The sequence below is a fragment of the Novacetimonas sp. GS1 genome, from assembly GCF_036686925.1.
GTDB lineage: Bacteria > Pseudomonadota > Alphaproteobacteria > Acetobacterales > Acetobacteraceae > Novacetimonas > Novacetimonas hansenii.
Genome location: NZ_VSZP01000001.1, coordinates 1,960,707 through 1,984,811, shown reverse-complemented (window position 1 = coordinate 1,984,811; position 24,105 = coordinate 1,960,707). Strand labels below are relative to the sequence as shown.

General features: G+C 60.6%; 21 protein-coding genes and 1 tRNA gene. 12 read left to right on the top strand and 10 right to left on the bottom strand.

What is annotated here, in order from left to right; all coding sequences use genetic code 11:
- Positions 1–95: 95 nt before the first annotated feature.
- The 3 genes from serA to FYB92_RS09100 all read right to left on the bottom strand — a co-directional run bounded on the left by serA (position 96) and on the right by FYB92_RS09100 (position 2,781).
- Positions 96–1,361 (bottom strand): phosphoglycerate dehydrogenase, encoded by a 1,266-nt coding sequence (serA, locus tag FYB92_RS09110; protein ID WP_003620030.1) that lies wholly within the window; start codon positions 1,359–1,361, stop codon positions 96–98.
- Positions 1,362–1,477: 116 nt separating this feature from the next.
- Positions 1,478–2,272, bottom strand: coding sequence for an inositol monophosphatase family protein (locus tag FYB92_RS09105; RefSeq protein WP_003620031.1), 795 nt, complete (start codon positions 2,270–2,272; stop codon positions 1,478–1,480).
- Entirely contained in the window at positions 2,272–2,781 is a 510-nt protein-coding gene (locus tag FYB92_RS09100) for a cytochrome c family protein (RefSeq protein ID WP_003620032.1), read from the bottom strand. The genes FYB92_RS09105 and FYB92_RS09100 overlap by 1 nt, the downstream gene beginning before the upstream one ends.
- A gap of 135 nt (positions 2,782–2,916) precedes the next feature.
- On the opposite strand from FYB92_RS09100, the gene FYB92_RS09095 reads away from it, so the two are divergent.
- From FYB92_RS09095 to smpB, 4 genes are all read left to right on the top strand, one after another.
- Positions 2,917–3,693, top strand: a complete 777-nt coding sequence (locus FYB92_RS09095) for a 3-deoxy-manno-octulosonate cytidylyltransferase (RefSeq protein ID WP_192263647.1) — start codon at positions 2,917–2,919, stop codon at positions 3,691–3,693.
- Positions 3,690–4,598 carry a prephenate dehydratase gene (locus FYB92_RS09090; protein ID WP_003620034.1) on the top strand — a complete coding sequence of 303 codons (909 nt, stop codon included), beginning with the start codon at positions 3,690–3,692 and terminating at the stop codon, positions 4,596–4,598. The genes FYB92_RS09095 and FYB92_RS09090 overlap by 4 nt, the downstream gene beginning before the upstream one ends.
- Before the next feature lie 170 nt (positions 4,599–4,768).
- Positions 4,769–5,659, top strand: coding sequence for a 4-hydroxy-tetrahydrodipicolinate synthase (dapA, locus tag FYB92_RS09085; RefSeq protein ID WP_175576248.1), 891 nt, complete (start codon positions 4,769–4,771; stop codon positions 5,657–5,659).
- Positions 5,660–5,663: 4 nt separating this feature from the next.
- Positions 5,664–6,161 (top strand): SsrA-binding protein SmpB, encoded by a 498-nt coding sequence (gene smpB, locus FYB92_RS09080; protein ID WP_003620036.1) that lies wholly within the window; start codon positions 5,664–5,666, stop codon positions 6,159–6,161.
- Between the two features lie 107 nt (positions 6,162–6,268).
- Here smpB and FYB92_RS09075 read toward each other — a convergent pair whose 3' ends face one another.
- Entirely contained in the window at positions 6,269–6,952 is a 684-nt protein-coding gene (locus tag FYB92_RS09075; protein WP_075596166.1) for a cold-shock protein, read from the bottom strand.
- Between the two features lie 421 nt (positions 6,953–7,373).
- On the opposite strand from FYB92_RS09075, the gene FYB92_RS09070 reads away from it, so the two are divergent.
- Positions 7,374–8,042, top strand: coding sequence for a TetR/AcrR family transcriptional regulator (locus FYB92_RS09070; protein ID WP_062808870.1), 669 nt, complete (start codon positions 7,374–7,376; stop codon positions 8,040–8,042).
- A 129-nt stretch (positions 8,043–8,171) separates the two neighbouring features.
- Here the strand turns inward: FYB92_RS09070 and recG are convergent, their stop codons facing one another.
- Complete coding sequence (recG, locus tag FYB92_RS09065; protein WP_408902395.1) at positions 8,172–10,307, bottom strand: ATP-dependent DNA helicase RecG; 2,136 nt, start codon at positions 10,305–10,307, stop codon at positions 8,172–8,174.
- A gap of 105 nt (positions 10,308–10,412) precedes the next feature.
- Between recG and FYB92_RS09060 the strand changes: the two genes are divergently transcribed.
- Both FYB92_RS09060 and mfd read left to right on the top strand, forming a co-directional pair.
- Entirely contained in the window at positions 10,413–10,724 is a 312-nt protein-coding gene (locus FYB92_RS09060) for a succinate dehydrogenase assembly factor 2 (protein WP_003620044.1), read from the top strand.
- Positions 10,721–14,194, top strand: coding sequence for a transcription-repair coupling factor (gene mfd / locus FYB92_RS09055; protein WP_332828500.1), 3,474 nt, complete (start codon positions 10,721–10,723; stop codon positions 14,192–14,194). The genes FYB92_RS09060 and mfd overlap by 4 nt, the downstream gene beginning before the upstream one ends.
- A gap of 332 nt (positions 14,195–14,526) precedes the next feature.
- Here the strand turns inward: mfd and FYB92_RS09050 are convergent, their stop codons facing one another.
- Positions 14,527–15,477 (bottom strand): hypothetical protein, encoded by a 951-nt coding sequence (locus tag FYB92_RS09050; protein ID WP_003620050.1) that lies wholly within the window; start codon positions 15,475–15,477, stop codon positions 14,527–14,529.
- A gap of 96 nt (positions 15,478–15,573) precedes the next feature.
- Here FYB92_RS09050 and FYB92_RS09045 point away from each other — a divergent pair, with 96 nt between their 5' ends.
- The gene (locus FYB92_RS09045) at positions 15,574–16,575 is read left to right on the top strand and encodes a bile acid:sodium symporter family protein (protein ID WP_247066691.1); all 1,002 of its coding nucleotides are present in this window, start codon (positions 15,574–15,576) and stop codon (positions 16,573–16,575) included.
- Between the two features lie 108 nt (positions 16,576–16,683).
- A complete protein-coding gene (locus tag FYB92_RS09040) occupies positions 16,684–18,126 on the top strand; it encodes a pyridoxal-dependent decarboxylase (protein ID WP_003620054.1) in 1,443 nt (480 codons plus the stop codon).
- Between the two features lie 92 nt (positions 18,127–18,218).
- Here the strand turns inward: FYB92_RS09040 and cobT are convergent, their stop codons facing one another.
- The 3 genes from cobT to FYB92_RS09025 form a co-directional block, all read right to left on the bottom strand.
- Entirely contained in the window at positions 18,219–20,111 is a 1,893-nt protein-coding gene (gene cobT / locus FYB92_RS09035) for a cobaltochelatase subunit CobT (RefSeq protein WP_332828499.1), read from the bottom strand.
- 39 nt (positions 20,112–20,150) lie between these two features.
- Positions 20,151–21,179, bottom strand: coding sequence for a cobaltochelatase subunit CobS (cobS, locus tag FYB92_RS09030; protein WP_003620059.1), 1,029 nt, complete (start codon positions 21,177–21,179; stop codon positions 20,151–20,153).
- Between the two features lie 119 nt (positions 21,180–21,298).
- Complete coding sequence (locus tag FYB92_RS09025) at positions 21,299–21,913, bottom strand: J domain-containing protein (RefSeq protein WP_003620061.1); 615 nt, start codon at positions 21,911–21,913, stop codon at positions 21,299–21,301.
- A gap of 82 nt (positions 21,914–21,995) precedes the next feature.
- Here FYB92_RS09025 and FYB92_RS09020 point away from each other — a divergent pair, with 82 nt between their 5' ends.
- Positions 21,996–22,310 (top strand): BolA family transcriptional regulator, encoded by a 315-nt coding sequence (locus FYB92_RS09020; RefSeq protein WP_281649407.1) that lies wholly within the window; start codon positions 21,996–21,998, stop codon positions 22,308–22,310.
- Entirely contained in the window at positions 22,307–22,930 is a 624-nt protein-coding gene (locus tag FYB92_RS09015) for an outer membrane lipoprotein carrier protein LolA (RefSeq protein WP_003620065.1), read from the top strand. The genes FYB92_RS09020 and FYB92_RS09015 overlap by 4 nt, the downstream gene beginning before the upstream one ends.
- Positions 22,931–23,025: 95 nt before the next feature.
- On the opposite strand, the gene lipB is transcribed toward FYB92_RS09015, so the two are convergent.
- Entirely contained in the window at positions 23,026–23,730 is a 705-nt protein-coding gene (gene lipB, locus FYB92_RS09010; protein WP_075596160.1) for a lipoyl(octanoyl) transferase LipB, read from the bottom strand.
- Positions 23,731–23,787: 57 nt separating this feature from the next.
- On the opposite strand from lipB, the gene FYB92_RS09005 reads away from it, so the two are divergent.
- Positions 23,788–23,873 (top strand) — tRNA-Leu (locus tag FYB92_RS09005).
- Positions 23,874–24,105 lie beyond the last annotated feature (232 nt).

Below are 24,105 nucleotides of genomic sequence, written 5' to 3'. Positions count from 1 at the left end.
CGAAATAAATGATTTTCTGATCACTACATGTCGGTATTAAAAAAGGGGGCACGCAATGACGTGCCCCCCTTTCATGCGATATGGTTCACTCAGAATCAGCGCTGCTGATAGAGCAGGCGCGCACGGATCGTACCCTTGAGATCACGCAGCTTGCCCAGGATGCGGTTGTCCTTTTCCACATCCCTGCCGGTATCGGCTTCTACGACAACATACCCCAATTCACCCGCCGTCTGTAGATACTGCGCCGTGACGTTGCAGCCCTCGCGGGAGAAGATTTCGTTAATCTGCAACATCACACCCGGCGCGTTGGTATGGACGTGCATGAAACGGGTGCCGTGCGGGTTTTCCGGCAGTTGCACAGTAGGAAAATTGACGGCCCCCAGTGTGGAGCCAATGTCGGAATAATCCAGAAGCTTGCGTGCGACTTCCTGACCGATACGTTCCTGCGCCTCGGCGGTTGACCCCCCGATATGCGGCGTCAGAATGACATTATCCAGCCCACGCAGCGGTGTTTCCAGGCTTTCGCCCGCAGCCTTTGGCTCCTTGGGGAACACATCGATCGCGGCACCCAGCAGGTGGCCATCCTTCAACGCCGCGGCAAGCGCGGCGAGATCCACAACATTGCCGCGCGCATTGTTGATCAGGAATGATCCCGGCTTCATCGCACGGATCTGCGCCTCGCCAATCATGTTCGCCGTTTCCGGCGTCTGGGGCACATGCAGGCTGATGACATCACTCAGTCCCAGCAGCTCCTCCAGCGTGGCGACAGGATGGGCATTGCCATGCACCAGTTTGTCGATCACGTCATAATAGAATACGCGCATGCCAAATGCCTCGGCCAGCACGGAAAGCTGCGAACCGATGGACCCATACCCCACGATGCCCAGCGTCTTGCCGCGCACTTCCCAACTGTTCGTTGCTGACTTCTTCCATACGCCTTCGTGGCATTCCACCGATTTGGGGAATATCCGGCGCATCAGCATGACAATCTCGCCCATCACCAGTTCGGCGACAGAGCGGGTGTTGCTGAATGGCGCATTAAAGACGGGAATCCCCCCCTCACGCGCGGCCACAAGGTCAACCTGGTTGGTCCCGATGCAGAAGCAGCCAATGGCGATCAGGCGGTCTGCACTCTCGATCACTTCTCGCGTCAGTTGCGTGCGCGACCGGATACCGACGATATGCACCCCCTCCAGCGCCTTGCGCAGGGCTTCGCCTTCAAGCGCGGTCTTGAGGCGGGTTACGTTTTCATACCCGTTTTCCTTGAGAAGCGACACGGCACTGTCATGCACGCCTTCAAGCAGCAGGATACGAATCTTGTCCTTGGACAGGGAAAGGTGGCCGACGGAGGGATGAGTCATGTGGAGTACTCACGCTTGTTCGATCAAAGGGATGCCCTATCCGATTGCTTGACGCATGGCTAGGGAGGAATGATGCAGGGCAGGGAATTAAGAGGCGGGGAAGTCAGGAAAACGTACTATTTCGCCAGAAGGCGACATGCCTGGTCCATAAGGGCGGGATTGCCGATGGCAAGGACACTGCCATCACCATCAAGCCGGAGCGGGCGCCCGGCCCAGTCCGTCATGCGACCGCCCGCACCTTCGACCACAGGGACAAGGGCGGCCCAATCCCATGGTTTCATGGTGCATTCGGCAATAATATCCACCTGTCCCAACGCCAGCAGGCCATATGCGTAACAATCCCCCCCCCAGCTCACGCGCTTGACCGCCCGCGACAGGGCCTCCCACCGCGGGCGGTAATCACCTTCGAGGATTTCAGGCGCGGTGCATGACAGTTCAGCCTGCGCCAGTGACGGGCACAGGCGTGTCCCGGCCTGTCCCGCAAGGCGTGAGACGTAACGCGTTGCCTCCCCCCGCACACCGATCCAGCGTTCACCGGTAATGGGCTGGTCAATAATGCCCAGTACCGGCACGCCATCATGCAGCAGCGCGATCAGGGTACCGAAGGTGGGACGCCCCGTCAGGAAAGCACGCGTCCCGTCAACCGGGTCAATCACCCAGCGATAGGCCGCGTCGGGCTGTTCCGTACCGAACTCCTCCCCCATGATCCCATGATGGGGCAGACGTTCGCCGATGACGGCGCGGATCGCACGTTCGGCGGAACGGTCGGCAATCGTCACCGGGCTGGCGTCGGCCTTGTCATCGGCGCGAACCCCCGCACGGAAAAACGGCCGCACAATACATGCGGCAACATCGGCCGCCGCCTGTGCCGCCGCAAGGAACTGCGTCTTTTGCGCCAGCGGGTCCGACATCAGTTCTTCTCTTCGACAAGGGTCTGGATATAGGCGACAAGGTTGGCCCGGTCTGTTGCCGATGTAATTCCAGGAAAGGCCATCTTGGTGCCCGGGGCAAAGGCATCAGGTTTCTTGAGCCATTCCGCCAGCAGGGCAGGGGTCCAGACGTCCTTCTTGTGCGCGCTCAGGGCTTCGGAAAATTCATAATCGGGAATATCACCGATATGCGTCCCCATAACGCCAAACAGGTCGGGACCGATGATGGACGGCCCATGCGGGGCAAAGCTGTGGCACATCGCGCACTGATGATCGGCGATCTCATGTCCCTTGGCTGCATCCGCGTGGGCCAGCAATGTCTCGATCGGCGGGTCCTGCCCGTCATCGGGCGTGGATTGCGGCATGGGAACCGCCGTCTGGGCTGCCGCGCGATGTGGCACGAGGAGGTTGCCCATACCCCAACTGCCCCCAAACGCCACCGCTGCGATCAGGAACGCTGCCCCCACCTGGTTAACCCGCATGCTGTTCATGAATAAAGACGCCTTTCGTGCGCGGTTGCATGACTTTGCTTCATTACCTAAACTGCCGTGCCGCTTGTGTGAAGCAGCCACAAGCTTGCACGTTTCGTGTCGCCTTGATGAACCGATGGGCCAAAACCAGATTTCATGAACCCGATTGTCATAATACCGGCCCGTATGGCGTCATCACGCCTGCCCGGAAAACCACTGGCGGATATCGCCGGACGCCCGATGATTGCGCACGTCCTTGAACGCGCCACACTGGCCGGAATCGGCCCGGTGGTCGTCGCCGCCTGCGATGCCGCTGTCGCGCAGGCCGTGGAGCAAGCGGGGGGACATCCCGTAATGACCGATCCAGACCTGCCATCGGGTTCCGACCGGGTATGGCAGGCATTGCAACGGGTTGACCCGCAGGGCAGGCATGACACGGTCATCAACCTGCAAGGCGACCTGCCCGGCGTCATGCCCGATATCCTGCACAAGGTTCTGCTGCCACTGCATGAGGCAGCCACCGATATCGCAACACTGGTGGCCCCCGTGCAGGACTCTGACGAAGCCGCCGCTGACTCGGTGGTGAAGGTGGCCTGTGCTTTTGCCGATGGCGCCGATACGGCACGCGCCCTGTATTTTTCCCGTGTCGCGATTCCATGGGGGCAGGGGCCATTATGGCACCATGTCGGCATCTATGCCTATCGCCGCACGGCCCTGCAGCATTTCGTCAGCAACCCGGAATCCCCGTTGGAACACCGCGAACGCCTTGAACAGCTTCGCGCGCTGGAGGCGGGGATGCAGATCGGATGCGCACGGATCGCGCATGCGCCATTCGGGGTGGACACCCCTGCCGACCTTGAACGCGCACGCGCCGCCGCGACTGCCACGATGCACGTGGCACAGGCACAGGCACAGGCACAGGCACTCACATGACCGGGGGCATCATCGCATTCCAGGGCACATTCGGCGCCTATTCCGACCTTGCCTGCCGACAGGCCCGTCCGGGCTGGACAACCCTGCCGTGTGAAACCTTTGCCGAGGCGATTGCCGCCGTGCATGAAGGCGGCGCGGATGCCGCGATGCTGGCCTGTGAAAACAGCCTGGCGGGACGGGTGCCAGATATCCATGCCCTGCTGCCACAATCCGACCTGTTCATCATTGGCGAACATTTCCTGCGCATCGAACACTGCCTGATGGGAATCCCCGGCGCGACCCTGCATGATGCGAAACGCGTCCATACCCATCCCGTCGCCATGGCGCAGATCCGGGGCCTGATAAAGGAAACAGGCCTGAAGCCGGTGGTGGAATTCGATACGGCCGGCGCTGCTGAACTTGTCCGTGGCTGGGGCCGCAAGGAAGATGTCGCCGTCGCATCGTCACTGGCGGCTGACCTGAACGGGCTTGTCATCCTGCGTCGCAATGTGGAGGACGCAACCCATAACACGACGCGCTTCTACATAGCGGCACGCACGCCCCCCGACCTGCCCGCGCGCATGCCCGAATGCATGACAACGGTGCTGTTTCGCGTCAGCAACCAGCCCGGGGCGCTGTATAAGGTGCTGGGCGGTTTTGCCACCAATGGCATCAACATGACACGCCTGGAAAGCTACATGCTTGACGGGTCGTTCGCGGCGACGCAATTCCTGCTCGACGTGGAAGGGCATCCCCATGACCCCGCCCTGGCGGCGGCACTGCGCGAACTGTCTTTCTTTGCAGAGCAGGTGGACCTGCTGGGGGTCTATCGCGCATCCCCCTTCCGCCGCAGGACCACGGATCAGGCGAACAGGGACCATGACGCGGCGGATACGGCCCGGACCGGAACGCCCGTCATGAAATGACAGCATGCCCCGCCCGCGGATGCTTTGCCATCCGCCCGCCCCATACCCATATCAGGGGATCATAGAGGCCGGGTCCATGCCCCGCCCCGTAACCGAGACAAAATTCAGGCCTGTCGCATTCATCTTTCAACCTGGCCCTTACGCCGGGGCGGACAGGACCTGCCAACAAAGTGGAAACAACCATGTTCAAGGGTTCCATTACCGCCCTGATTACGCCAATGAACCAGGATGGGTCGCTGGACCTGCCCTCCATGGGGCGTTTCATCGACTGGCAGATACAGCAGGGAACCTCCGCACTGGTTCCCGTGGGCACGACAGGGGAAAGCCCGACCCTGTCGCACGATGAACATGCGCAGGTGGTCGAATTCACTATCAAGACCGCCAATGGCCGCGTCCCTGTCCTGGCAGGAGCAGGATCCAACAGCACAGCCGAAGCCATCAAGATGGCCCTGCATGCGCAATCCGCCGGTGCGGCTGCGGTACTGGTGGTGACACCATATTATAACAAACCCACGCAGGAAGGAGTGTACCGTCATTTCATGGCGGTTGCCGATGCGATCTCGATCCCGGTCATCGTCTATAACATTCCCGGACGTTCCGTGATCGACGTATCCGTGGAAACCATGGCACGCCTAGCCAAGCATCCCAACATCATTGGCGTCAAGGATGCGACGGCGAACCTGTTGCGCCCATTACAGACGCAACAAACGGTGGGCAAGCCGTTCAACCAGCTTTCGGGTGAAGATGGCACGGCGGTGGCGTTCCTTGCTTCCGGCGGTGATGGCTGCATCAGCGTGACTTCCAACATCGCACCGGCACAATGCGCCGAAATCCAGGCCGCGTGGAATGACGGGCGGGTGATGGAAGCCATGGAAAAGCACAACCGGCTTTTCCCGGTACATGACGCCCTGTTTTGTGAAAGCAATCCCGTCCCTGTCAAATTCGCCGCCAGCGTGCTGGGATTGATGGGGGAAACCTGCCGCCTGCCGCTTGCCCCGTTGAGTGATGCATCCCGCGCACGTGTCAAGGATGCCATGTCCGCCGCAGGATTGCTGGACTGACCCCATGGCAGCGAAACAGAAAAATGGCAGCGGGATGATTTCTACGGGAATCGCAGCACAGAACCGCAAGGGCCGGTTCAATTATACGATTCTGGAAACGCTGGAGGCAGGACTGGTCCTGAAAGGGCCAGAGGTCAAAAGCCTGCGCATGGGACGTGCGACCATTACAGAGGCCTACGCCGCCGAACGTAATGGGGAGTTATGGCTGTTCAACAGCTATATCCCAGAATATCAGGGGGGGGTCCTGTCCCGCTTTGAACCACGTGCGCCACGCAAACTGCTGTTGCATGGCAAACAGATTGACCGCCTCCTTGGCGAAAGCGCACGCAATGGCGTGACCCTTGTTCCGCTGGATATCCACTTCAATAGCCGCGGTCTTGCCAAACTGACCCTTGGCATAGGAGAGGGACGCAAGAAAGCGGATAAGCGGCATGCCATTGCCGAACGTGACTGGCAACGTGACAAAGCCCGCCTGATCCGTAACAAGGGGCGGGAAGACTGATCTGACCGGTTACAGCACGACATAAAAAAACAGGGCGTCCCGTTATGGGAGGCCCTGTTTCCTTATGGCCGGGCGGCATGATGTTTTCACATCATGCCATCCAACACTCAATCAACGCTGATTGCAGCGGCTTCGGGGCCTTTCTGGCCTTCGACCACCTGCACATTGGCCGTCTGGCCTTCGGACAGGCTGGTCAGGCCGGAACGTTCCAGCGCGGATGCATGGACGAAAATATCCTTGCCGCCACTTTCCGGCGTGATGAAGCCAAAGCCCTTCGTGGCGTTGTACCACTTCACAATGCCACGCATGTCCTGCGCCTGCGACAGGTCAGGGGCGGGACGGCCAGAACGGGCGAACCCGCCACCGCCAGCACGCGGTGCACCACCAAAACCACGGGGGCGTTCCGGCTGCGCGGTGCTTTCGTCAACGGACACCACGGCGGCGACCTGGCGGCCCTTCGGGCCCTGACCAATGCGCACGACCAGCGTGCTGCCGGGGGAAACCGTCTCGAAACCGGTGGGGTTCAGTGCATTTGCATGCAGGAACACATCGCCCGATCCATCCGACAGCTCGACAAAGCCGAAGCCCTTTTCGCTATTGAACCACTTGACAGTGGCACCAATCTCCGGCCCGGATGCGACGATCTGCGGGCCTCCGCTGCCGGCAAAGGGGCGACGAGGGGCGGCAGGGCTGCTGGCGCGGTCATTGAATGACGGTGCCGACATGAAATCATCGTCAAATCCGCCGCGGCGCGGGGAGCGGGAGCTGCGGTCGGTCCTGTTACTTCTCAACGGTCGTAATCCCGAGGTCTAGGTGGCGGGTCCCGGTCACGGGAAGCCGCCGATATGGAAACGCTTTGTTCGCAGAATAGAGTTTTGCCTGTCTGGCATGACCGCAGTTCAGGCGGGCCGCCGGGAAACATTCTCTGTCCTGTCTTTGACCCTAGCATGAATCGCATCGGTATCACCAATATCTAAAGCATATTCCGGTGGCCGGATTCCACAGCATTTTTCACGTTCAAACATTTTTGTGACAAAGCAGGGGATCGCAAAGACATCTGCCCCCACCAGAACCCGCCTGCCCCTGCGCCGTTTCCATGGCATCAGGCGTCACGTGCGCGCATCCCGCGCCATCTCGGCCATGGGCATGTGCTTGGCATGTGCCTGACGCATGCCAAGCAAGCATTTATAAGAAGCAGGGAATATACCTGACATGAACCCGACGACCCTACCACCCGCCCCCCATAAGGTACGTGGGCGCGGACGCCCCCCCAAGGACATTTCCGAACAGCAGGACATCCGCCATCAACTCATACAGGCAGGAATCATCGCACTGACGGAAAAGGGATTCGGTGCCAGTGGCCTTGACGATATCCTGCGCGGGGCAGGTGTCGCCAAGGGATCATTTTACCACTACTTTGAAAACAAGGAAGATTTTGGGATCGCGGTCATCAGGGGATATGCCTGTTATTTCGATGCGAAACTCGCCCGGTGGCTGGATGATGACACCTATCCCCCAGTGCAGCGTCTGCGCCATTTCGTGGAGGACGCAAAAACGGGAATCATACGTTTCGACTACACACGTGGCTGCCTGATCGGCAATCTGGGGCAGGAGCTGGCTATCCTGCCAACTTCGTTCCATCAGGAACTGCGCGCCGTGCTGGCGGGATGGGAATGCCGGGTAGCCACATGCCTGACGGCAGCATTTGATACACCTTCTCCTGCCTGTGGCCATATCTGCCAGCGCTGGGCCGAATTTTTCTGGATCGGGTGGGAAGGGGCAATCCTGCGCGCCCGTCTTGAACGCTCGGTCAGGCCGATGAGCCTGTTTTCGGAAATCTTCCTCGAAATGGTAGAGGCCGGATGTGACCTGAAGGGCTAGGGCAGATCCTGTTTGAATGCGTGCCTTCAAACAGGTGAAGATGCGCGTAAAAACAATAAGCTGGAGCAGTTTTACCGAACCGGTTTCCGGTGGAAATGCTCTGGGTCCGGATTTTCACCCCGTCTTATTTTACCCTGCCTTCATGATCCGCTGCGCATCGGTGCGTGAGAAGAGTTCAAGCAATATGGCAATCGCCGCGTCGCGCCTGTGCACCGCTGGTGCGGTGCCGTCCACCACGCGTTGTGCATCCTGCGCCGCGGCGCGTAATAACTGCTCCACATGCACACCGGCTGCCATACGGAAATCCGGCAGCCCCGACTGACGGTGCCCCGCAAGATCGCCGCCACCACGGATTCGAAAATCTTCATCCGCGATGACAAACCCGTCTTCCGTATCACGCAACAACGCCAGACGCCGCCGCGCGGTCTGCCCCAACTGACCATCATGCAGCAGCAGGCAGAAGGAGTCTGCCTGTCCACGCCCCACCCGACCACGAAGCTGATGCAGCTGCGCCAGACCAAAACGTTCGGCATGCTCGATCATCATGACCGTGGCTGACGGGATATCCACCCCGACCTCGATTACCGTGGTGGCCACCAGGATACGTGTCTGCCCCTCGGCAAAGGCGCTGATCGCTTCTTCGCGCACGGCGATATCCTGCTGCCCGTGGGCCAGACCTACAAGATCGCCGAAATACTCCTTCAGCATCGCATGACGCGCCTCCGCCGCGGCGATGTCGAGTGCCTCGCTTTCGGATACCAGAGGGCAGACCCAGAAAACCTGCGCCCCACGCGCCAGCGCCCGGCGGACGGCCGCCACCAGTTCCGGCATGGCCGACAGGGCATGCAGCGAGGTGCGTATGGGCTTGCGTCCCGCCGGTTTCACATCCAGGCGGCTGACCTGCATATCCCCCCACTGCGTCAGCAGCAGGGTACGGGGAATGGGCGTGGCGGTCATGACCAGCACATCGGTCCGATCGCCCTTTTCACCAAGCATCATACGCTGCGCCACGCCAAAGCGATGCTGTTCATCAATGACGACCAATGCGAGGTCAGCGAATTCGACCTTATCCTGAAACAGCGCATGCGTCCCGATGACAAGGCGGGCCGCCCCGGTGCGAATGGCCTCCAGCGCCTGCTTGCGCGCACGCCCCTTGACGGAGCCACTCAGGAACGCCACGGGAACGGGGGAAAGCTTCTGGAAGGTCGCCAGATGCTGGCGCGCAAGGATTTCGGTGGGTGCCATCATCGCCGCCTGATGTCCGGCCTCCACGGCGCAGAGCATCGACAGCAGCGCCACCAGCGTCTTGCCCGCCCCGACATCGCCTTGCAGCAGTCGCGTCATGCGATGGGGGGCACGCAGGTCGCGGCCTATTTCCTCCAGCACACGGATCTGTGCCGTGGTGGGTTCATGACCAAATCGCGACAGGGCCACCGTACGCAACGCACCTGTGCCAATGATGGACCGGCCAGGCCGGTCGCGGTTATCGATCCGCGCACGCGCCATCGCGATCTGCATCGCCAGTAACTCGTCATAAGACAGGCGCGCGCGCGCGCGTTCGCTGGCGGCGGCATAACGTTCCCCTTCCATCAGGTCGGGGAAATCCGACGGGCGGTGCATGATGCGCAAAGCCTGCTCAAACGTCGGCCATTTGCGTTTGCGCATCATTTCGGGATCCAGCCATTCAGGCAGATCCGGAAAACGGGCAAAAGCCCCCTGCAGGGCGGTGCGCAACTGACGGGGAAAGAGTCCCCCCGTCAACGGCCATACGGGATCAAGCAGGGGAATCGTATTCTCCTGTTCCCCCATTACCAGGTAATCGGGATGCGGCATGCTCAGCCGATCACCGAACCGCTCCAGCATGCCTGATACGCATATCTGCATATCCACCCGCAACCGCTGTGCCTGATAGGGGGAAAAGAAGACCAGTTCGGCCTGACCCGTCCCGTCACCAACCACAATCCGCCATGGCTTGCGGCCCCGGCTGTTTTCGGGGGCGATGATCCGCACCACCCGTGCATGGAACGTACATACGCGCCCCGCCTCCGCCACAGCAAGCTGAGGGCGGTAACGCCGGTCCACCAGACCATCAGGCAGATGAAACAGCAGGTCGATCACGCGATCCCCCCGCGCCGCACGCGCGATCAGGCGTTCGACCGATGGGCCAATACCCGGCAACGTCCCCACACTGGCGAACAGGGGGGCCAGAAGCATGGCGTCCGGGGAGGAGGGGGCAGGGGGGCAGGGTGACACGCGGCTGTTCATCCGGCAGGTTGGCATGCAGGTCGTCCGGGCTGACATACGGCCCGGGGACGGCTATAGGACAAATGCGTTACAGAACAAAACGCAACCATAACGGGGTGGAACGCAATGCAAACCAATAATCCTGATCTGTCACGCCTTGATGCACGCCGGCGGCGTATCTATTACCGCGCAATGCATCGCGGCACACATGAAACAGATGTGCTGATCGGGGGATTTGTCGCCCCACGCCTTGAAGGCATGAGCGAAGCGGAACTTGACGCGCTGGAGGAAGTGATGGACCTGCCTGATGCCGACCTTGCCGACTGGCTGAGCGGACGACGCCCCATTCCGGCGGAAGTGGACACCCCCATGATGCGCGCCATCCTTGCCGATGCCAACGACCCCGAACGCCTGGCCGCGATCCGAGGCCCCAAATGAACGAGATCCGCGCCGCGCGACAGACATCCGGCCTGACCCATATCTGGGGCGTGCCGGAAGGGTATGACGCGTTTCTCCTCGCCCGTCGCCTGTCCGAACATGATGGCCCCCTGCTGCATGTGGCGCGCGATGACGCGGAAATGGCGCGGATTGGCGAACAGCTTGCCTTTATTGCACCCGATGCGGAAATCCTGCGTTTTCCGGCATGGGACTGCCTGCCTTATGACCGGGTTTCCCCCAATCCCGCCATCGTTGCCGAACGTGTCGCGACCCTGACCTGCCTGCTGGAAAAACCGACACGCCCACGCATCGTGTTGACGACGGTCAATGGCCTGATCCAGCGCGTCGCCCCACGCCGCGCATTCGCAGGGCAATCGCTCAACATCGCAACGGGCGAGGCACTGGACCAGGAATTCCTGATCGAACTTCTGGTCGCAAACGGCTACAATCGCACTGATACGGTGATGGAACCGGGTGAATTTGCGACACGCGGCGGGATTTTTGATATTTTCCCGGCCGGTGAAGCCGAACCCGTACGCCTTGACCTGTTCGGGGACGAGGTGGAAAATATTCGCGGCTTTGATCCCGCGACCCAACGCTCCACGACACAAAAAAACGCGCTGGTCATGCGGCCCGTGGCGGATTTCAGCCTCGATCCCGACAGCATCTCGCGCTTTCGCACCGGCTGGCGCGATCTGTTTGGCCCTGCGGCAGCCGAAGACCCGATGTACCAGCATGTCTCTGACGGGCGGCGGCATGCAGGCATGGAACACTGGTTGGCGCTGTTCCATGAACATATGGAAACCCTTGTCGACTATCTGCCCGGCGTGTCGATTTCACTGGCGCAGCAGGCGGAAGAGGCCTTTGCCGCGCGTCTGGAAATGATCACCGATCATTTCGAAGCCCGCCGCCAGCCCCCCCGCGAAGGAGAAGTGCCTTACCGCGCACTTCCGTCCCACCTGATGTATCTTGACCGCAAGGGATGGGACGCCATGCTGTCGGGACACCCGGCAATGGTGTTCATGCCCTTTGCACAGCCCGATGGTGCGTCAGGCATTGATGCAGGTGGCAGGCCGGGACAGATGTTCGCGCGGACCGCAACCGACGGCATGCGCGAAAATGTCTTTCCGATGCTGGCTGCGCGCATGAATGAATGGGCACAGACGGGACGGCGCACCTTTGTCACCGCCTGGAGCCGTGGCTCTGCCGAACGGCTGGGCGTACTTTTGCGCGAATATCATCTGCCGGTGCAGTCATTCGCGACATGGCGCGACGCGTCACGCATGAAGGCCGGCACGGTTGGATTGCTGACACTGGGGCTGGAACGCGGTTTCGTGGCCGAAGACATGGCGTTCGTGTCCGAGCAGGACCTTCTGGGCGAACGGATTTCGCGCCCACCGCGCCGCCGCAAGAAAGCCGACCAGTTCATTGCCGAAGCGTCTGAAATCGCGGAAGGCGACCTTGTCGTGCATCAGGATTACGGCATCGGCCGCTATGACGGGCTGGAGACGATTGGCGTGGGCAGTGCGCCGCATGACTGTCTGCGCCTGATCTACGACGGAAATGAAAAGCTGTTCCTGCCGGTCGAGAATATCGAACTGCTCAGCCGTTTTGGCTCGGAACAGACGGGGGTTGCGCTCGACAAGCTTGGCGGTGTGTCGTGGCAGTCGCGCAAGGCAAAGATGAAGCAGCGCATCCGCGACATGGCGGGTGAACTGATCCGTACGGCCGCGGCACGCGCCCTGCGCGAAGCCCCGGCGCTGACCCCGGCCGAAGGGCTGTGGGACGAATTCTGCGCCGGCTTCCCCTTTGTGGAGACCGAGGATCAGTCCCGCGCCATTGCCGACGTGCTTGATGACATGGCGTCGGGCCGCCCGATGGACCGGCTGGTATGTGGCGATGTCGGGTTTGGCAAGACGGAAGTGGCATTGCGCGCGGCCTTTGTCGCCGCGATGTCGGGCGGGCAGGTCGCGGTTGTCGTGCCCACCACATTGCTGGCGCGACAGCATTACCGCACGTTCGCCGCCCGTTTTGCCGACCTGCCGATCAAGGTGGCGCAACTGTCGCGCATGGTCACGGGCAAGGACGCCACCGCAGTGCGCAAGGGGCTGGAGGATGGCACGGTCAATATTGTCATCGGCACGCATGCGCTGCTGGCCAAGACGGTGAAATTCACGGATCTTGGCCTGCTGATCGTGGATGAAGAACAGCATTTCGGCGTTGCGCACAAGGAAAAGCTCAAGGCCCTGCGTGAAGATGTCCATGTCCTGACGCTCTCGGCCACCCCGCTGCCGCGCACCTTACAACTTGCGTTGACCGGTGTGCGGGAAATGAGCCTGATCGCCACCCCACCGACCGACCGCCTGGCGGTGCGCACCTTCATCATGCCATTCGACAGCGTCGTCATTCGCGAGGCCATCCAGCGTGAGCGGTTCCGTGGGGGGCAGGTGTTCTGTGTCGTACCCCGTGTCGAGGATCTGGACCGCATGGCAACGCGGTTACATGAAATCGTGCCCGATGCGCGGATGGTACAGGCACATGGCCGCCTGACCCCGACCGAACTGGAACGGGTCATGACCGAATTCAGCGATGGCAAATACGATATCCTGCTGTCCACCAATATCGTCGAAAGCGGTCTGGACATGCCTGCGGTCAACACGCTGATCATCCATCGTGCGGACATGTTCGGGCTGGGGCAACTATATCAATTGCGTGGGCGCGTCGGACGCGGCAAACAGCGGGGATATGCGTACCTGACATGGCCGCAGACACACATCCTGTCCGCTGCCGCGCAAAAGCGGCTGGAGGTCATGCAGACACTCGACACGTTGGGGGCGGGCTTTACGCTGGCATCGCATGACCTTGACCTGCGCGGCGCGGGAAACCTGCTTGGCGATGAGCAGTCGGGACATATCCGCGAGGTCGGGATCGAGCTTTACCAACAGATGCTCGAAGATGCTGTAGCGGACCTCCGCCATGAAAAAGGCCGTCGCAAGACAGAGGATCGCGACTGGACCCCCAACATCATCCTGGGCCTGCCCGTACTGATACCCGACACCTACGTGCCCGACCTGCCAGTGCGTCTTGGGCTGTATCGCCGGATCTCGGCCCTTGCCAACGATGCGGAGATCGAGGCGATGCAGGCAGAACTGATTGACCGGTTCGGCACCCTGCCCGATGAGGTACGCAACCTGCTTGATGTCGTCGCACTCAAGCGGATGTGCCGCATGGCAGGTGTGGAACGGCTGGAGGCCGGGCCAAAAGGCATGGTGATCCAGTTCCGCAATAACAGCTTCGTCAACCCGGCAGGACTGGTCACATGGATCGCACAGCAAAAGGACGCAAAAGTGCGCCTGCGCCCTGATCACAAGCTGGCGGTTATCAGGGAAATGACGAATGTGCAGCGTATCGCACAGGCCCGCAAGGTGCTTGGTGCGCTGAATGCGCTGGCGGATGCCGCCCCGGCCTGAAGAAGGCCGGACGGCTGCCATTGCTCAACAACATACACCCATCAGACAGGACAAAGTTTTCAGCAAATCCTTCGTCCAAACACGCCGGGGAAATCGTCACCTTATTAAAGGACGAAGGTAACATCCGGATACTTTGTGCCTGATCTGGAGCAGATCCACCGAAAACCGGTTCGGTGAAAATGCTCCGGTTTATGGTTTTTACGAGCATCTTCACCTGTTTGAAGGCACGCATTCAAACAGGATCTGCTCTAGGTGGCGCCCATCGGGCAGGTTGTGCGGGCCGTCATATCCCACCCGTGGCGATCAGGTTATCCCCCTGATCGCACACAGATTCAGTGGATGGGCAGGGGGATATGGTTGACCGTCAGGACACCTGCATCCCAGTTGACGTCCCATGACGTGCCAGTCGCGGAACGATGCCCGAACAGCTTGGCCAGCACCAACGCGGCGCTGGCTTTTGTCTGTCCACTCTCACGCAGGGTCGCGATGATATCATCAAGGTGCTGCACCGCAATATGACCTTCCCCGGCGGAGGCATCGGTATTGCCCGTCAGGGTTGCCTTGCCGTTGCCTGAAATCTGCATCGTGTCACGTACAGCCTTGATGGAGGTTAACTCCACCGGCACAGCGACACTTTCGCTCGGGTGTCCGACGATGGCTGCGGCAAGCGGCACGATCGAGGATGCCGGCATGGAAGCCGAGGCGAAGGCCTGCTGGGGCATGGTCGCCTCCAGCAGGTGGTTCTTGCTGCCATCAATGTTCACCCCCTGCGTCTCCAGCGTCATGACGGCAGGGGCATCGGGCGTGCGCCCGCCGGTCAGACGCAGATGGGCACGGCGAAAGGACAGGTGGGTCGCACCGGTGGACATGACCCCGTTATCCCATACCAGGTCATAACTCTTGCCCGACTGCACCCCGTCAAGGACAGGGGCGACAACCTGCAGGAAATAGGAATTCGGGCAATGGTCGGAATGATGCCCCGTCAGGGTCGCCACCATTACCAGGGATGCCGCATCCTCCAGATCATGCAATTCGGATGCATCCATCCCGCTACCACTTGCGGTGATATCGCCAGCGCGCAGTTCCTGATGGGCATTTTCCCCAGACAGGCGCAGGTCATACCCGCGGGAGACGATGCTGTCGGCCCCATGTGCCTGACTGCTGGTGGCGGTAGACACCGCACAGCCATCCGGCAGGGATGTCGCCCACGCGCCACCGGCAGCAGGGAAGGCGATCACCGGCGCACATGCGCCAAGGAGAAGCGATAAAAGAAGTTTCTTCATTGTGATGCGTAGACTGGCTTGGATACGTTAATTATGCAATCGGTGGCCGCACGTACAAAGCCAGATATCCCCCTGCAATCAGAAGTTTCAAACCCCATGTTCCGCAAGATCGACACGTTCCTGCTTTGCCTGGTTGCCACGATCCTTATCGCAACCTTTTTTCCCTGCACAGGCAACGAAACAAAATTTTTCCAGATACTGGCCATTATCGTCATCGGGATCATGTTCTTCTTTCAGGGCGCGCGACTGTCGCGACGCGCCATTCTCGACGGTATGACGAACTGGCGCATCCATCTTGCGATCCTTGGTTGCACTTTCGCGGTCTTTCCCCTGCTGGGGGTGGGGTTCCACCGCGTATTCCCCTCATTCCTTGATGCGGATACGTGGACGGGGCTTCTGTTCCTGTGCTGCCTGCCTTCGACAGTACAATCGTCCATCGCCTTTACCTCCATCGGGCAGGGGAACGTGGCGGCGGCGATCTGTTCGGCCACCATGTCCAACATCCTGGGCATTTTCATCACCCCAGTGCTGACCGGGCTGGTCATGCACCAGTCGGCATCCTCTCCAGGGGGGATCACGTCCATCATGCTGCAACTCCTGCTTCCCTTCATGCTGGGGCAGATGGCGCAGCCATGGATCGGGGGATGGGTCCATCGTTACAAGAAGCTGATTTCCATCACGGACCGGACCTCAATCCTGATTGTCGTCTACACCGCCTTCAGCGAAGCGGTGGTGCAGGGGTTGTGGCACCGTGTGCCGGCCGCACAGATCGGGCGCATCATGGTGGCGGACAGCCTGATACTGTTCACTGTACTGGTGTTGACTACCATCGGGAGCCGCCTGCTCGGGTTCAGCCGCCGTGACGAGGTGGCGATCGTGTTCTGTGGTTCGAAAAAAACACTGGCTTCGGGGGTGCCCATGGCCAATGTCCTGTTTGCTGGCCCCGTTGTAGGCATCATTGTCCTGCCCCTGATGATCTATCACCAGATCCAGCTTTTCGTCTGCGCGACCCTTGCCCGACACTATGCCCGTCGTGCCGCAGGCCATGACCCATCGAAACAGCCGCAACCCCGGGCGGGACAAAGGATCGAAGAGTAGGTATTTTTGCCACTCGCCGTTGCGACGCAGGAAGGCTATGACACGTGCGGTTTCATGGCGCGTGCCTGATCCGATTTATTGTTGCGCAAGAGGGTGGACGAACGAATCATGAGTGGACTGGACCCTGACAACTGGGACGCGCTGCGTCAGCTTGGTCACCGGATGCTGGACGACATGATCGATCGCCTCAGCCATCTGCGTGAACAACCGGTGTGGCAACCCATGCCCACCGACCTGCGTCAGGAACTGCGTACGGGCCTGCCAGATGCTCCATCCTCGCCCGAAGACCTGTATGCACGCTTTCAGGAACTGGTCGTCCCATATTCAACCGGCAATGTGCATCCGGGTTTCATGGGGTGGGTCCATGGTGGCGGCACCGCGATCGGGATGCTGTCGGAACTGCTTGCCGGGGGGCTGAATGCGAATTGTGGTGGTCGCGATCATGCCCCGATTGAGGTGGAGCGCGAGGTCATTCGCTGGGCCGCGCAGATCTGCGGCTTTCCCACCGACTGTTCCGGCCTGCTGGTGACGGGTTCGTCCATGGCCAACATGATCGCGGTCATTACCGCCAGCCGCGCCGTGCCTGACGGCCTGGCAATGCGCAAAGCCGGGGTGGGCACGCGGAAACTGACGGGATATGCCGCCGCCAGCGCACATGGCTGCATTTCACGGGCATTCGACCTGACAGGGCTGGGGTCCGACGCCCTGCGGATCATCCCGGTGGATCACAATAATCGCATGATCCTGTCAGCACTGGAAGATGCCATCGCGCGTGACCGCGACGCCGGATACGAACCGTTCATGGTGATCGGCACCGCCGGAACGGTGGATACCGGTTCCATCGACGATCTGGACATGCTGGCTGATATCACGGCGCGTGAAAAACTGTGGTTTCATGTCGATGGGGCATTCGGGGCACTGGCGGCCCTGTCTGCGGATCTGCGCCCGATGCTGCGCGGGATGGAACGCGCGGACAGCATCGCGTTCGATTTCCATAAATGGGCACAGGTCCAGTACGATGCGGGCTGCATCCTGGTCCGCGATCCTACATTGCAGGCCGCGGCCTTCGCACAATCACGCAGCTACCTCGCGCGTGAGGACAGGGGGCTTGCGACGAATGGCCCATGGTTCTGCGACCTTGGCCCAGACCTGTCACGCGGTTTCCGGGCGCTGAAGGTCTGGATGACGCTGGGTACCTACGGCGCAGAGCGGATGGGCGAAATGGTGGCGGGATGCTGCGCCATCGCCCGCCACCTTGCCCGCCGGGTGGAAGAAAACCCGCGTACGGAACTGCTGGCTCCAGTCACGCTGAATATCGTATGTTTCCGTGTTCTTGCCCCGGTGGACGACCTTGACCACTTCAACGGGGAAATCGTCAAGGACCTGCATGAAAGCGGCGTCGCAGCCCCATCCACCACCCTGATCCAGGGGCGCAAGGCCGTGCGCGCGGCAATCGTCAACCACCGCACGGTGGAAGCGGATGTGGACCGGATGCTGGATAAGCTGCTTGAACTCGCAGATGCGCGGCTTGCCCTCGAACAGCAGGACTGACTAACGGCAAAGGCCCGCGGGTTCCGTCTTTGTCAGAATGACGGAACCCGTTGACGCACTGTTTTCAAAAAATGACACGACAGGAGATGGCGTCAGCGCCGTCCCCGTGCCTTTTCCTCGGTAAAGAGTTCGGAAAGTTTCTGCATCATCGTGCCTCCGAGTTCTTCGGCATCGGTAATGGTGACGGCACGGCGATAGTACCGTGTCACGTCATGCCCGATACCAATGGCAAGCAGTTCGATGGCGCTGCGTGTCTCGATCTGCGCGATGACTTCGCGCAAGTGCGTCTCCAGATAGGAACCCGGGTTAACCGACAGGGTGCTGTCATCCACCGGCGCACCATCGGAAATTACCATCAGGATCTTGCGGCTTTCAGCACGGGCACGTAACCGACGCTGTGCCCATAGCAGTGCTTCGCCGTCGATATTTTCCTTCAGCAGCCCTTCGCGCAACATCAGGCCAAGATTCCTGCGCGCGCGCCGCCACGGCATGTCCGCAGCCTTGTACACTATATGCCGCAGGTCATTCAGCCGTCCCGGATTCGTGGGTTTTCCGTCTGTCACCCACTGTTCGCGACTGCGGCCACCTTTCCACGCACGGGTGGTAAAGCCAAGAACCTCCACCTTGACCGCGCACCGCTCAAGCGTGCGGGCCAGGATGTCACCACACATCGCCGCAACTGAAATGGGGCGGCCACGCATCGACCCTGAATTATCAATCAGCAGGGTTACGACAGTATCGCGGAAATCTGTATCGCGTTCATGCTTGTACGACAGAGAAAGCATGGGATTGACCACAACACGCGACAGGCGACCTGCATCGAGGATACCTTCCTCAAGGTCAAATTCCCACGCCCGTGTCTGCTGCGCCATCAGGCGGCGTTGCAGGCGGTTCGCCAGCTTCGAAACCACGCCCTGCATGCTCAACAACTGCTGATCAAGGGTCTGGCGCAGACGGAACAGCTCTTCCGCATCACAGAGATCTTCCGCCCCGACTTCCTCGTCATAGGCAGTGGTATAGGCATGATAGCCCGGAATCCTGTCCTGATCCGGTTCGTCCCCTTCATCAGAAGGGCCGCCGGCTTCCTCCGAACCGGACGCGGCGCCGTTCTGCTCGCCGTTATCCTGCTCGTCCTCTCCCATGCCGGTGCCCTGCGACATCTGCATCTGAAGCCCGGGTGCTTCTTCTTCCGCCGGACTGTCCTGCTCCTGCGGGTTCGGCTCCTCCGGTGCGTCAGAGGCATCGCTTTCATCTGACTGGGCAGTGGCGCTTCCGTCCTCATCTTCCGCCTGCGGGTCGATTTCCTGTTCGATCAGGTCGCATGCCACCAGCAATTGCCGGGCGGCACGGGCAAAATCGACCTGACTGTCCTGCCGGGCGACCATTGCATCAAGCGCCTGCAACACCGCCGCGGGCAGTTCATCCTGCCAGCGCTGCATGGTCATTTGCATGGATGCGGGCACAGGCTGGCCCGTCATACGCGCCCGCGCCAGCAGGCCGAACGCCATCGCAGACGGCATCGCGCGCCCGCCACCGGCATCATCAAACCCGGCCTCCGCACATTCCTGCGCCAGACGGGCCTGCAGGTTGGCCGCCATGCCGGACATGTATCGGGCGCCGACACTTTCAACACGCGCCTGTTCCAGCGCGTCATAGATTTCCCGCGCCTCGCCCGCATCTGGCTGTGCTGCGGCATGGACGGCCGCGTTATGATGGCGCACACGCAATGCCGCCGCGTCTGCCGCCCCACGCAGGCGCGTCATATCGGCATCGGACATACCCACCGCCGGCTGCGGCAGGCGCACCTGGGCACCAACCACCGATACGCCAGGGGCGACAGGGCCGTTCAGGAACATCACCTCCGTCGCGGCATTACCGCCCACGGCACGAACGGCCCCGACCGTCGCGCGCTTGAAACGCTCGGCGCGCGCGGTCCGCTGGGCCGGGCGTTCATCCGGGCGAGGGGATGGGGTCTTTTCACGCATGCCGTATGCCTGCCTGCTCTATGATCGTTTCAAGCCGCCTTACCGCCCGTGGGGCGGCATGGGGTCGGCATTGAAACAACGCTGGTAATATTCGGCCACGGTCGGTCGTTCCGCCTCGTCGCACTTGTTCAGGAACGTCACACGGAACGCGAATGCCAGATCATTGAAAATACGATAATTCTCGGCCCAACTGATAACCGTGCGCGGCGACATGACGGTGGAGATATCCCCCGCGATGAACCCCGAACGCGTCAGGTCCGCCAGGGCAACCATCGTTTCAATCCGTTTGGCGTCCTGCGGATCTTTCTTCGGGTCGATCCCCATCTTTGCCATGACGATTGTGCTTTCCTGCGCATGGGGCAGGTAATTCAGCGTCGTGACAATGTTCCAGCGATCCATCTGTCCCTGGTTGATCTGCTGCGTGCCATGATACAGGCCCGTCGTATCGCCAAGGCCAACCGTATTGGCCGTGGCAAACAGGCGAAAGGCCGGATTGGGGCGGATAACACGGTTCTGGTCCAGCAGCGTCAGGTGGCCTTCGACCTCCAGCACGCGCTGGATAACGAACATGACATCCGGGCGTCCTGCATCATATTCATCAAAAACCAGCGCGCAGGGATGCTGAAGCCCCCATGGCAGCAGTCCTTCGCGGAATTCGGTAATCTGCTTGCCGTCCTTCAGGACGATCGCATCCTTGCCGATCAGGTCGATACGCGAAATATGGCTGTCGAGGTTAATGCGCACGCTTGGCCAGTTCAGGCGCGCGGCCACCTGCTCGATATGCGAGGATTTGCCCGTACCGTGATAGCCCTGGACCATCACGCGGCGGTTGTACGCAAACCCCGCAAGGATGGCCAGCGTGGTGTCATGGTCGAACTGATAGGTCGGGTCGATCTGGGGCACATGGTCGGTGCGTAGTGAAAATGCGGGCACTTCCATATCGCTGTCGATACCGAAAACCTCTCGCGCCGACACTTTGCGGTCGGGCACGGAAATGGCGGAAATGGGGGGCAGGGGGTCACCCTGCGCGTTGACATTTCCGGGCGTGAGCTCTTCGAGTGCATTCATTGATATTGTGTCCGTCATATTCTGGTGCCCCCGCCATCATACGCCGCGATCCGGCACAACAGGTAAAGTCATGCGTGGCAGTATAGGAAGGGGACGGGCGATCAGCCATCACTTAAAACCTAGGCCGAACGGGCGAGATCACTGTCCGGCATCGCAACAAGATGGGCACGTATCGCCGTATAGGCAACATTGATTCCCTTCAGCCGCTCTTCCGCCGCGCGATCCCCACCATTTGCGTCGGGATGATGCTGTCGGGCGAGCGCCTTGTAACGTGTCTTGAGTTCCTCCATGGACAGGGGCCAGCCAAGATCAAGCACGCTAAGCGGATATTTCAGCGCATCCGGGGCGGTATGGCGCGGATCACGTTCCTGCGCGCGGCGGGCACGGGCGCGCGAACCGCCCTTCAGCAGGTCCAGCGGATCAAGGATTTCTTCCTCGTCAAAGGTGCGTGCACCATTGGCCTGCCCCAACCGCCATGATGGCCTGTTCCACGAAACGTCAGCACGGATATGCGCCTCGATCTGGCCGGGGGACATGCCCTTGTAATAATCCCAGCGCGCATTGTATTCGCGCACATGTTCCAGACAGAACCAGAAATACTGGTTCAGCGCATCGCGCGAACGTGGCGCGCGATAGCCAGCAGCCTCGGTGCATCCGGCCATGTCGCAGCAACGCTCCGGCGCATCCGGGTCGGGGTCAAAGGCCCTGGGACGTGTGTTCCTTCTCTTCATCATTGTCGTTATGTGCGTCCGTTCATGCTTCGTGCAAGAGCGAAGATGTGCGATGTGTTGGCCTATGGAGCAGAGGAAGCAGACAATGACAGACCGCACTGCGGGACGTGCCGCCCGAATCGAGACATGCCTTCGTGAACGCCTGACCCCGGTGGAACTGCATGTCCACGATGACAGCGCGCGCCATGCCCACCATGTAGGGATGCGTGACAATGGCGTGCAGGCCGGGGAAAGTCATTATAATGTCCTGGTCATCAGCGATGCCTTCGCCAATATGGGCCGGGTGCAGCGGTCGCGCCTTGTTCATGACCTGCTTGCCGCGGAATTCGCAGGGGGGATGCATGCATTGTCCCTGACATTGCGCACACCGGCGGAACATGAACGGATGGTGACGCAATGAAACCTGCATTCCCATTCCATGTGCGCCGCCTGATGGCTGGCGGCCTGCTGATGCTGCTGGGCGCATGCCAGGCCGTACCGGACAGCGCGACCCTAAGCCAGAAGGACGAGATCACGCGTGTCGAGCATTACCTTAACGACACGCACGGACTTGGCGCGCATTTTGTCCAGACATGGCCCGACGGGGGCAAGGGCGATGGCAAGCTGTATTATGATCCGGGCAGGCTGCGCCTGGATTACACCACACCTGCCGCGATGAAGCTGACGGCGGCGAACGGACATCTGGTGTTCATCGACCCGCGCCGCGATTCCGTGACACGCATGTCGCTTGGCCACCAGCCCCTTGGCCTGCTGCTGCAACAGCCCGTACATCTTGACGGGGCGATTGTCGTCACCGCCGTCCAGCACGGTACCAACAGCCTCCAGATATCCATGGCGCGTTCCGACAGCCCATCCCAGGGGCTGCTGACACTCGGTTTTTCGGATATCGCGGGTAAACTGAGCCTGATCGCCATCGAAATGACGGATGTCGAACGCCAGCATATCCGCCTTGACCTTGATGGCGCACATACAGGTCCTGCATGGCCTGACGATCTGTTTTCCCTCAACACCTCGAAGTAAGGGAAACAAGCCCCCGCCTGCAAAAGGCGTCCTGCCCCCCCCTTTGGTAACGCATGAAAATGCGAAAGATGGGGCAGGCGGGACAGGCTGCCCATTTATACCTGGAGGCACTCTCCCTCCACCGGCACGCTCCCGAAACACTCCTCCCAGCCTTCACACAGCGCGCGATCCAGCTCGTCCATGGTGATGTCCAGACCCAGTCGACGCAGACTGGTCACACCATATTCGCGGATTCCGCATGGGACGATCCCTTCGAAGTCCGACAGGACGGGATCAACATTGATCGCGACTCCGTGCCAACTGACCCAGCGCGAGACTCGCACCCCGATGGCCGCGATTTTCTCCTCCTGCCCACTGTTCGGGTCCACCACCCAGACACCTACACGCCCCTCGCGCCGTTCACCGGTCACGCCAAAACGGTACAGGGTCCGAATCAGCCATTCCTCCAGCGCGTGGACATAGGCACGGACATCGCGCGCAGGCACCGGGCCGTGCGGCTGCGTCAGGTCCAGCATGACATAGCACACACGCTGCCCCGGCCCGTGATAGGTCCACTGCCCGCCACGTCCCGCAGGCCATGTGGGATATCCCGCCGGATTGAACAGATCCTCCGCCCGGGCCGACGTCCCCGCCGTATAGGTGGGGGGATGTTCCAACAGCCAGACCCGTTCCCCCATCTCCCCGGCCCGGATTGCACGGGCGTCGTGCTCCATCCGGGCCAGAGCATCGGGGTAGGGAACCTGTATGGATGCCTTTTCCCATAAAATCTTGTTTTCAGTCATTGCCCGTTCGTCTTCCATCGGTTATACGGCCTGCATTGCTTCGCTATCGCTTACCCGATACCGAAGATAATGTATGCGGCCATGGCGGAATGGTAGACGCGCAAGCTTGAGGTGCTTGTGGGGGAAACCCCGTGGAAGTTCGAGTCTTCTTGGCCGCACCATACATTGTTCCAGACATACCGAACGGTTTTCGACAGGGCGGTGGTGGTTTATCCACCACCTGTTGGATCGTACCATTTGAATGGCAATTACGGACGGCATCGCCACAAAATCGGCACAATCATACATCTTTATAACGCCTGTCCTTCGGACCAGCCGATCAACATGTCGGCACATCATGCCAGCATAGCAATTATGGCATATCAGGTCCGGTCAGATCCGGAAAACCGTGCT

What these genes read in the sequence shown, in the direction of transcription:
- FYB92_RS09020 (WP_281649407.1), top strand. Translation starts at nt 21,996, where the DNA reads ATGACAGACCGCACTGCGGGACGTGCCGCCCGAATCGAGACATGCCTT.
- smpB (WP_003620036.1), top strand. Translation starts at nt 5,664, where the DNA reads ATGGCAGCGAAACAGAAAAATGGCAGCGGGATGATTTCTACGGGAATC.
- recG (WP_408902395.1), bottom strand. Translation starts at nt 10,307, where the DNA reads ATGAACAGCCGCGTGTCACCCTGCCCCCCTGCCCCCTCCTCCCCGGAC.
- FYB92_RS09070 (WP_062808870.1), top strand. Translation starts at nt 7,374, where the DNA reads ATGAACCCGACGACCCTACCACCCGCCCCCCATAAGGTACGTGGGCGC.
- FYB92_RS09025 (WP_003620061.1), bottom strand. Translation starts at nt 21,913, where the DNA reads ATGATGAAGAGAAGGAACACACGTCCCAGGGCCTTTGACCCCGACCCG.
- lipB (WP_075596160.1), bottom strand. Translation starts at nt 23,730, where the DNA reads ATGGAAGACGAACGGGCAATGACTGAAAACAAGATTTTATGGGAAAAG.
- mfd (WP_332828500.1), top strand. Translation starts at nt 10,721, where the DNA reads ATGAACGAGATCCGCGCCGCGCGACAGACATCCGGCCTGACCCATATC.
- cobS (WP_003620059.1), bottom strand. Translation starts at nt 21,179, where the DNA reads ATGAATGCACTCGAAGAGCTCACGCCCGGAAATGTCAACGCGCAGGGT.
- FYB92_RS09100 (WP_003620032.1), bottom strand. Translation starts at nt 2,781, where the DNA reads ATGAACAGCATGCGGGTTAACCAGGTGGGGGCAGCGTTCCTGATCGCA.
- serA (WP_003620030.1), bottom strand. Translation starts at nt 1,361, where the DNA reads ATGACTCATCCCTCCGTCGGCCACCTTTCCCTGTCCAAGGACAAGATT.
- FYB92_RS09050 (WP_003620050.1), bottom strand. Translation starts at nt 15,477, where the DNA reads ATGAAGAAACTTCTTTTATCGCTTCTCCTTGGCGCATGTGCGCCGGTG.
- FYB92_RS09045 (WP_247066691.1), top strand. Translation starts at nt 15,574, where the DNA reads ATGTTCCGCAAGATCGACACGTTCCTGCTTTGCCTGGTTGCCACGATC.
- cobT (WP_332828499.1), bottom strand. Translation starts at nt 20,111, where the DNA reads ATGCGTGAAAAGACCCCATCCCCTCGCCCGGATGAACGCCCGGCCCAG.
- FYB92_RS09060 (WP_003620044.1), top strand. Translation starts at nt 10,413, where the DNA reads ATGCAAACCAATAATCCTGATCTGTCACGCCTTGATGCACGCCGGCGG.
- FYB92_RS09015 (WP_003620065.1), top strand. Translation starts at nt 22,307, where the DNA reads ATGAAACCTGCATTCCCATTCCATGTGCGCCGCCTGATGGCTGGCGGC.
- FYB92_RS09090 (WP_003620034.1), top strand. Translation starts at nt 3,690, where the DNA reads ATGACCGGGGGCATCATCGCATTCCAGGGCACATTCGGCGCCTATTCC.
- FYB92_RS09040 (WP_003620054.1), top strand. Translation starts at nt 16,684, where the DNA reads ATGAGTGGACTGGACCCTGACAACTGGGACGCGCTGCGTCAGCTTGGT.
- FYB92_RS09095 (WP_192263647.1), top strand. Translation starts at nt 2,917, where the DNA reads ATGAACCCGATTGTCATAATACCGGCCCGTATGGCGTCATCACGCCTG.
- FYB92_RS09105 (WP_003620031.1), bottom strand. Translation starts at nt 2,272, where the DNA reads ATGTCGGACCCGCTGGCGCAAAAGACGCAGTTCCTTGCGGCGGCACAG.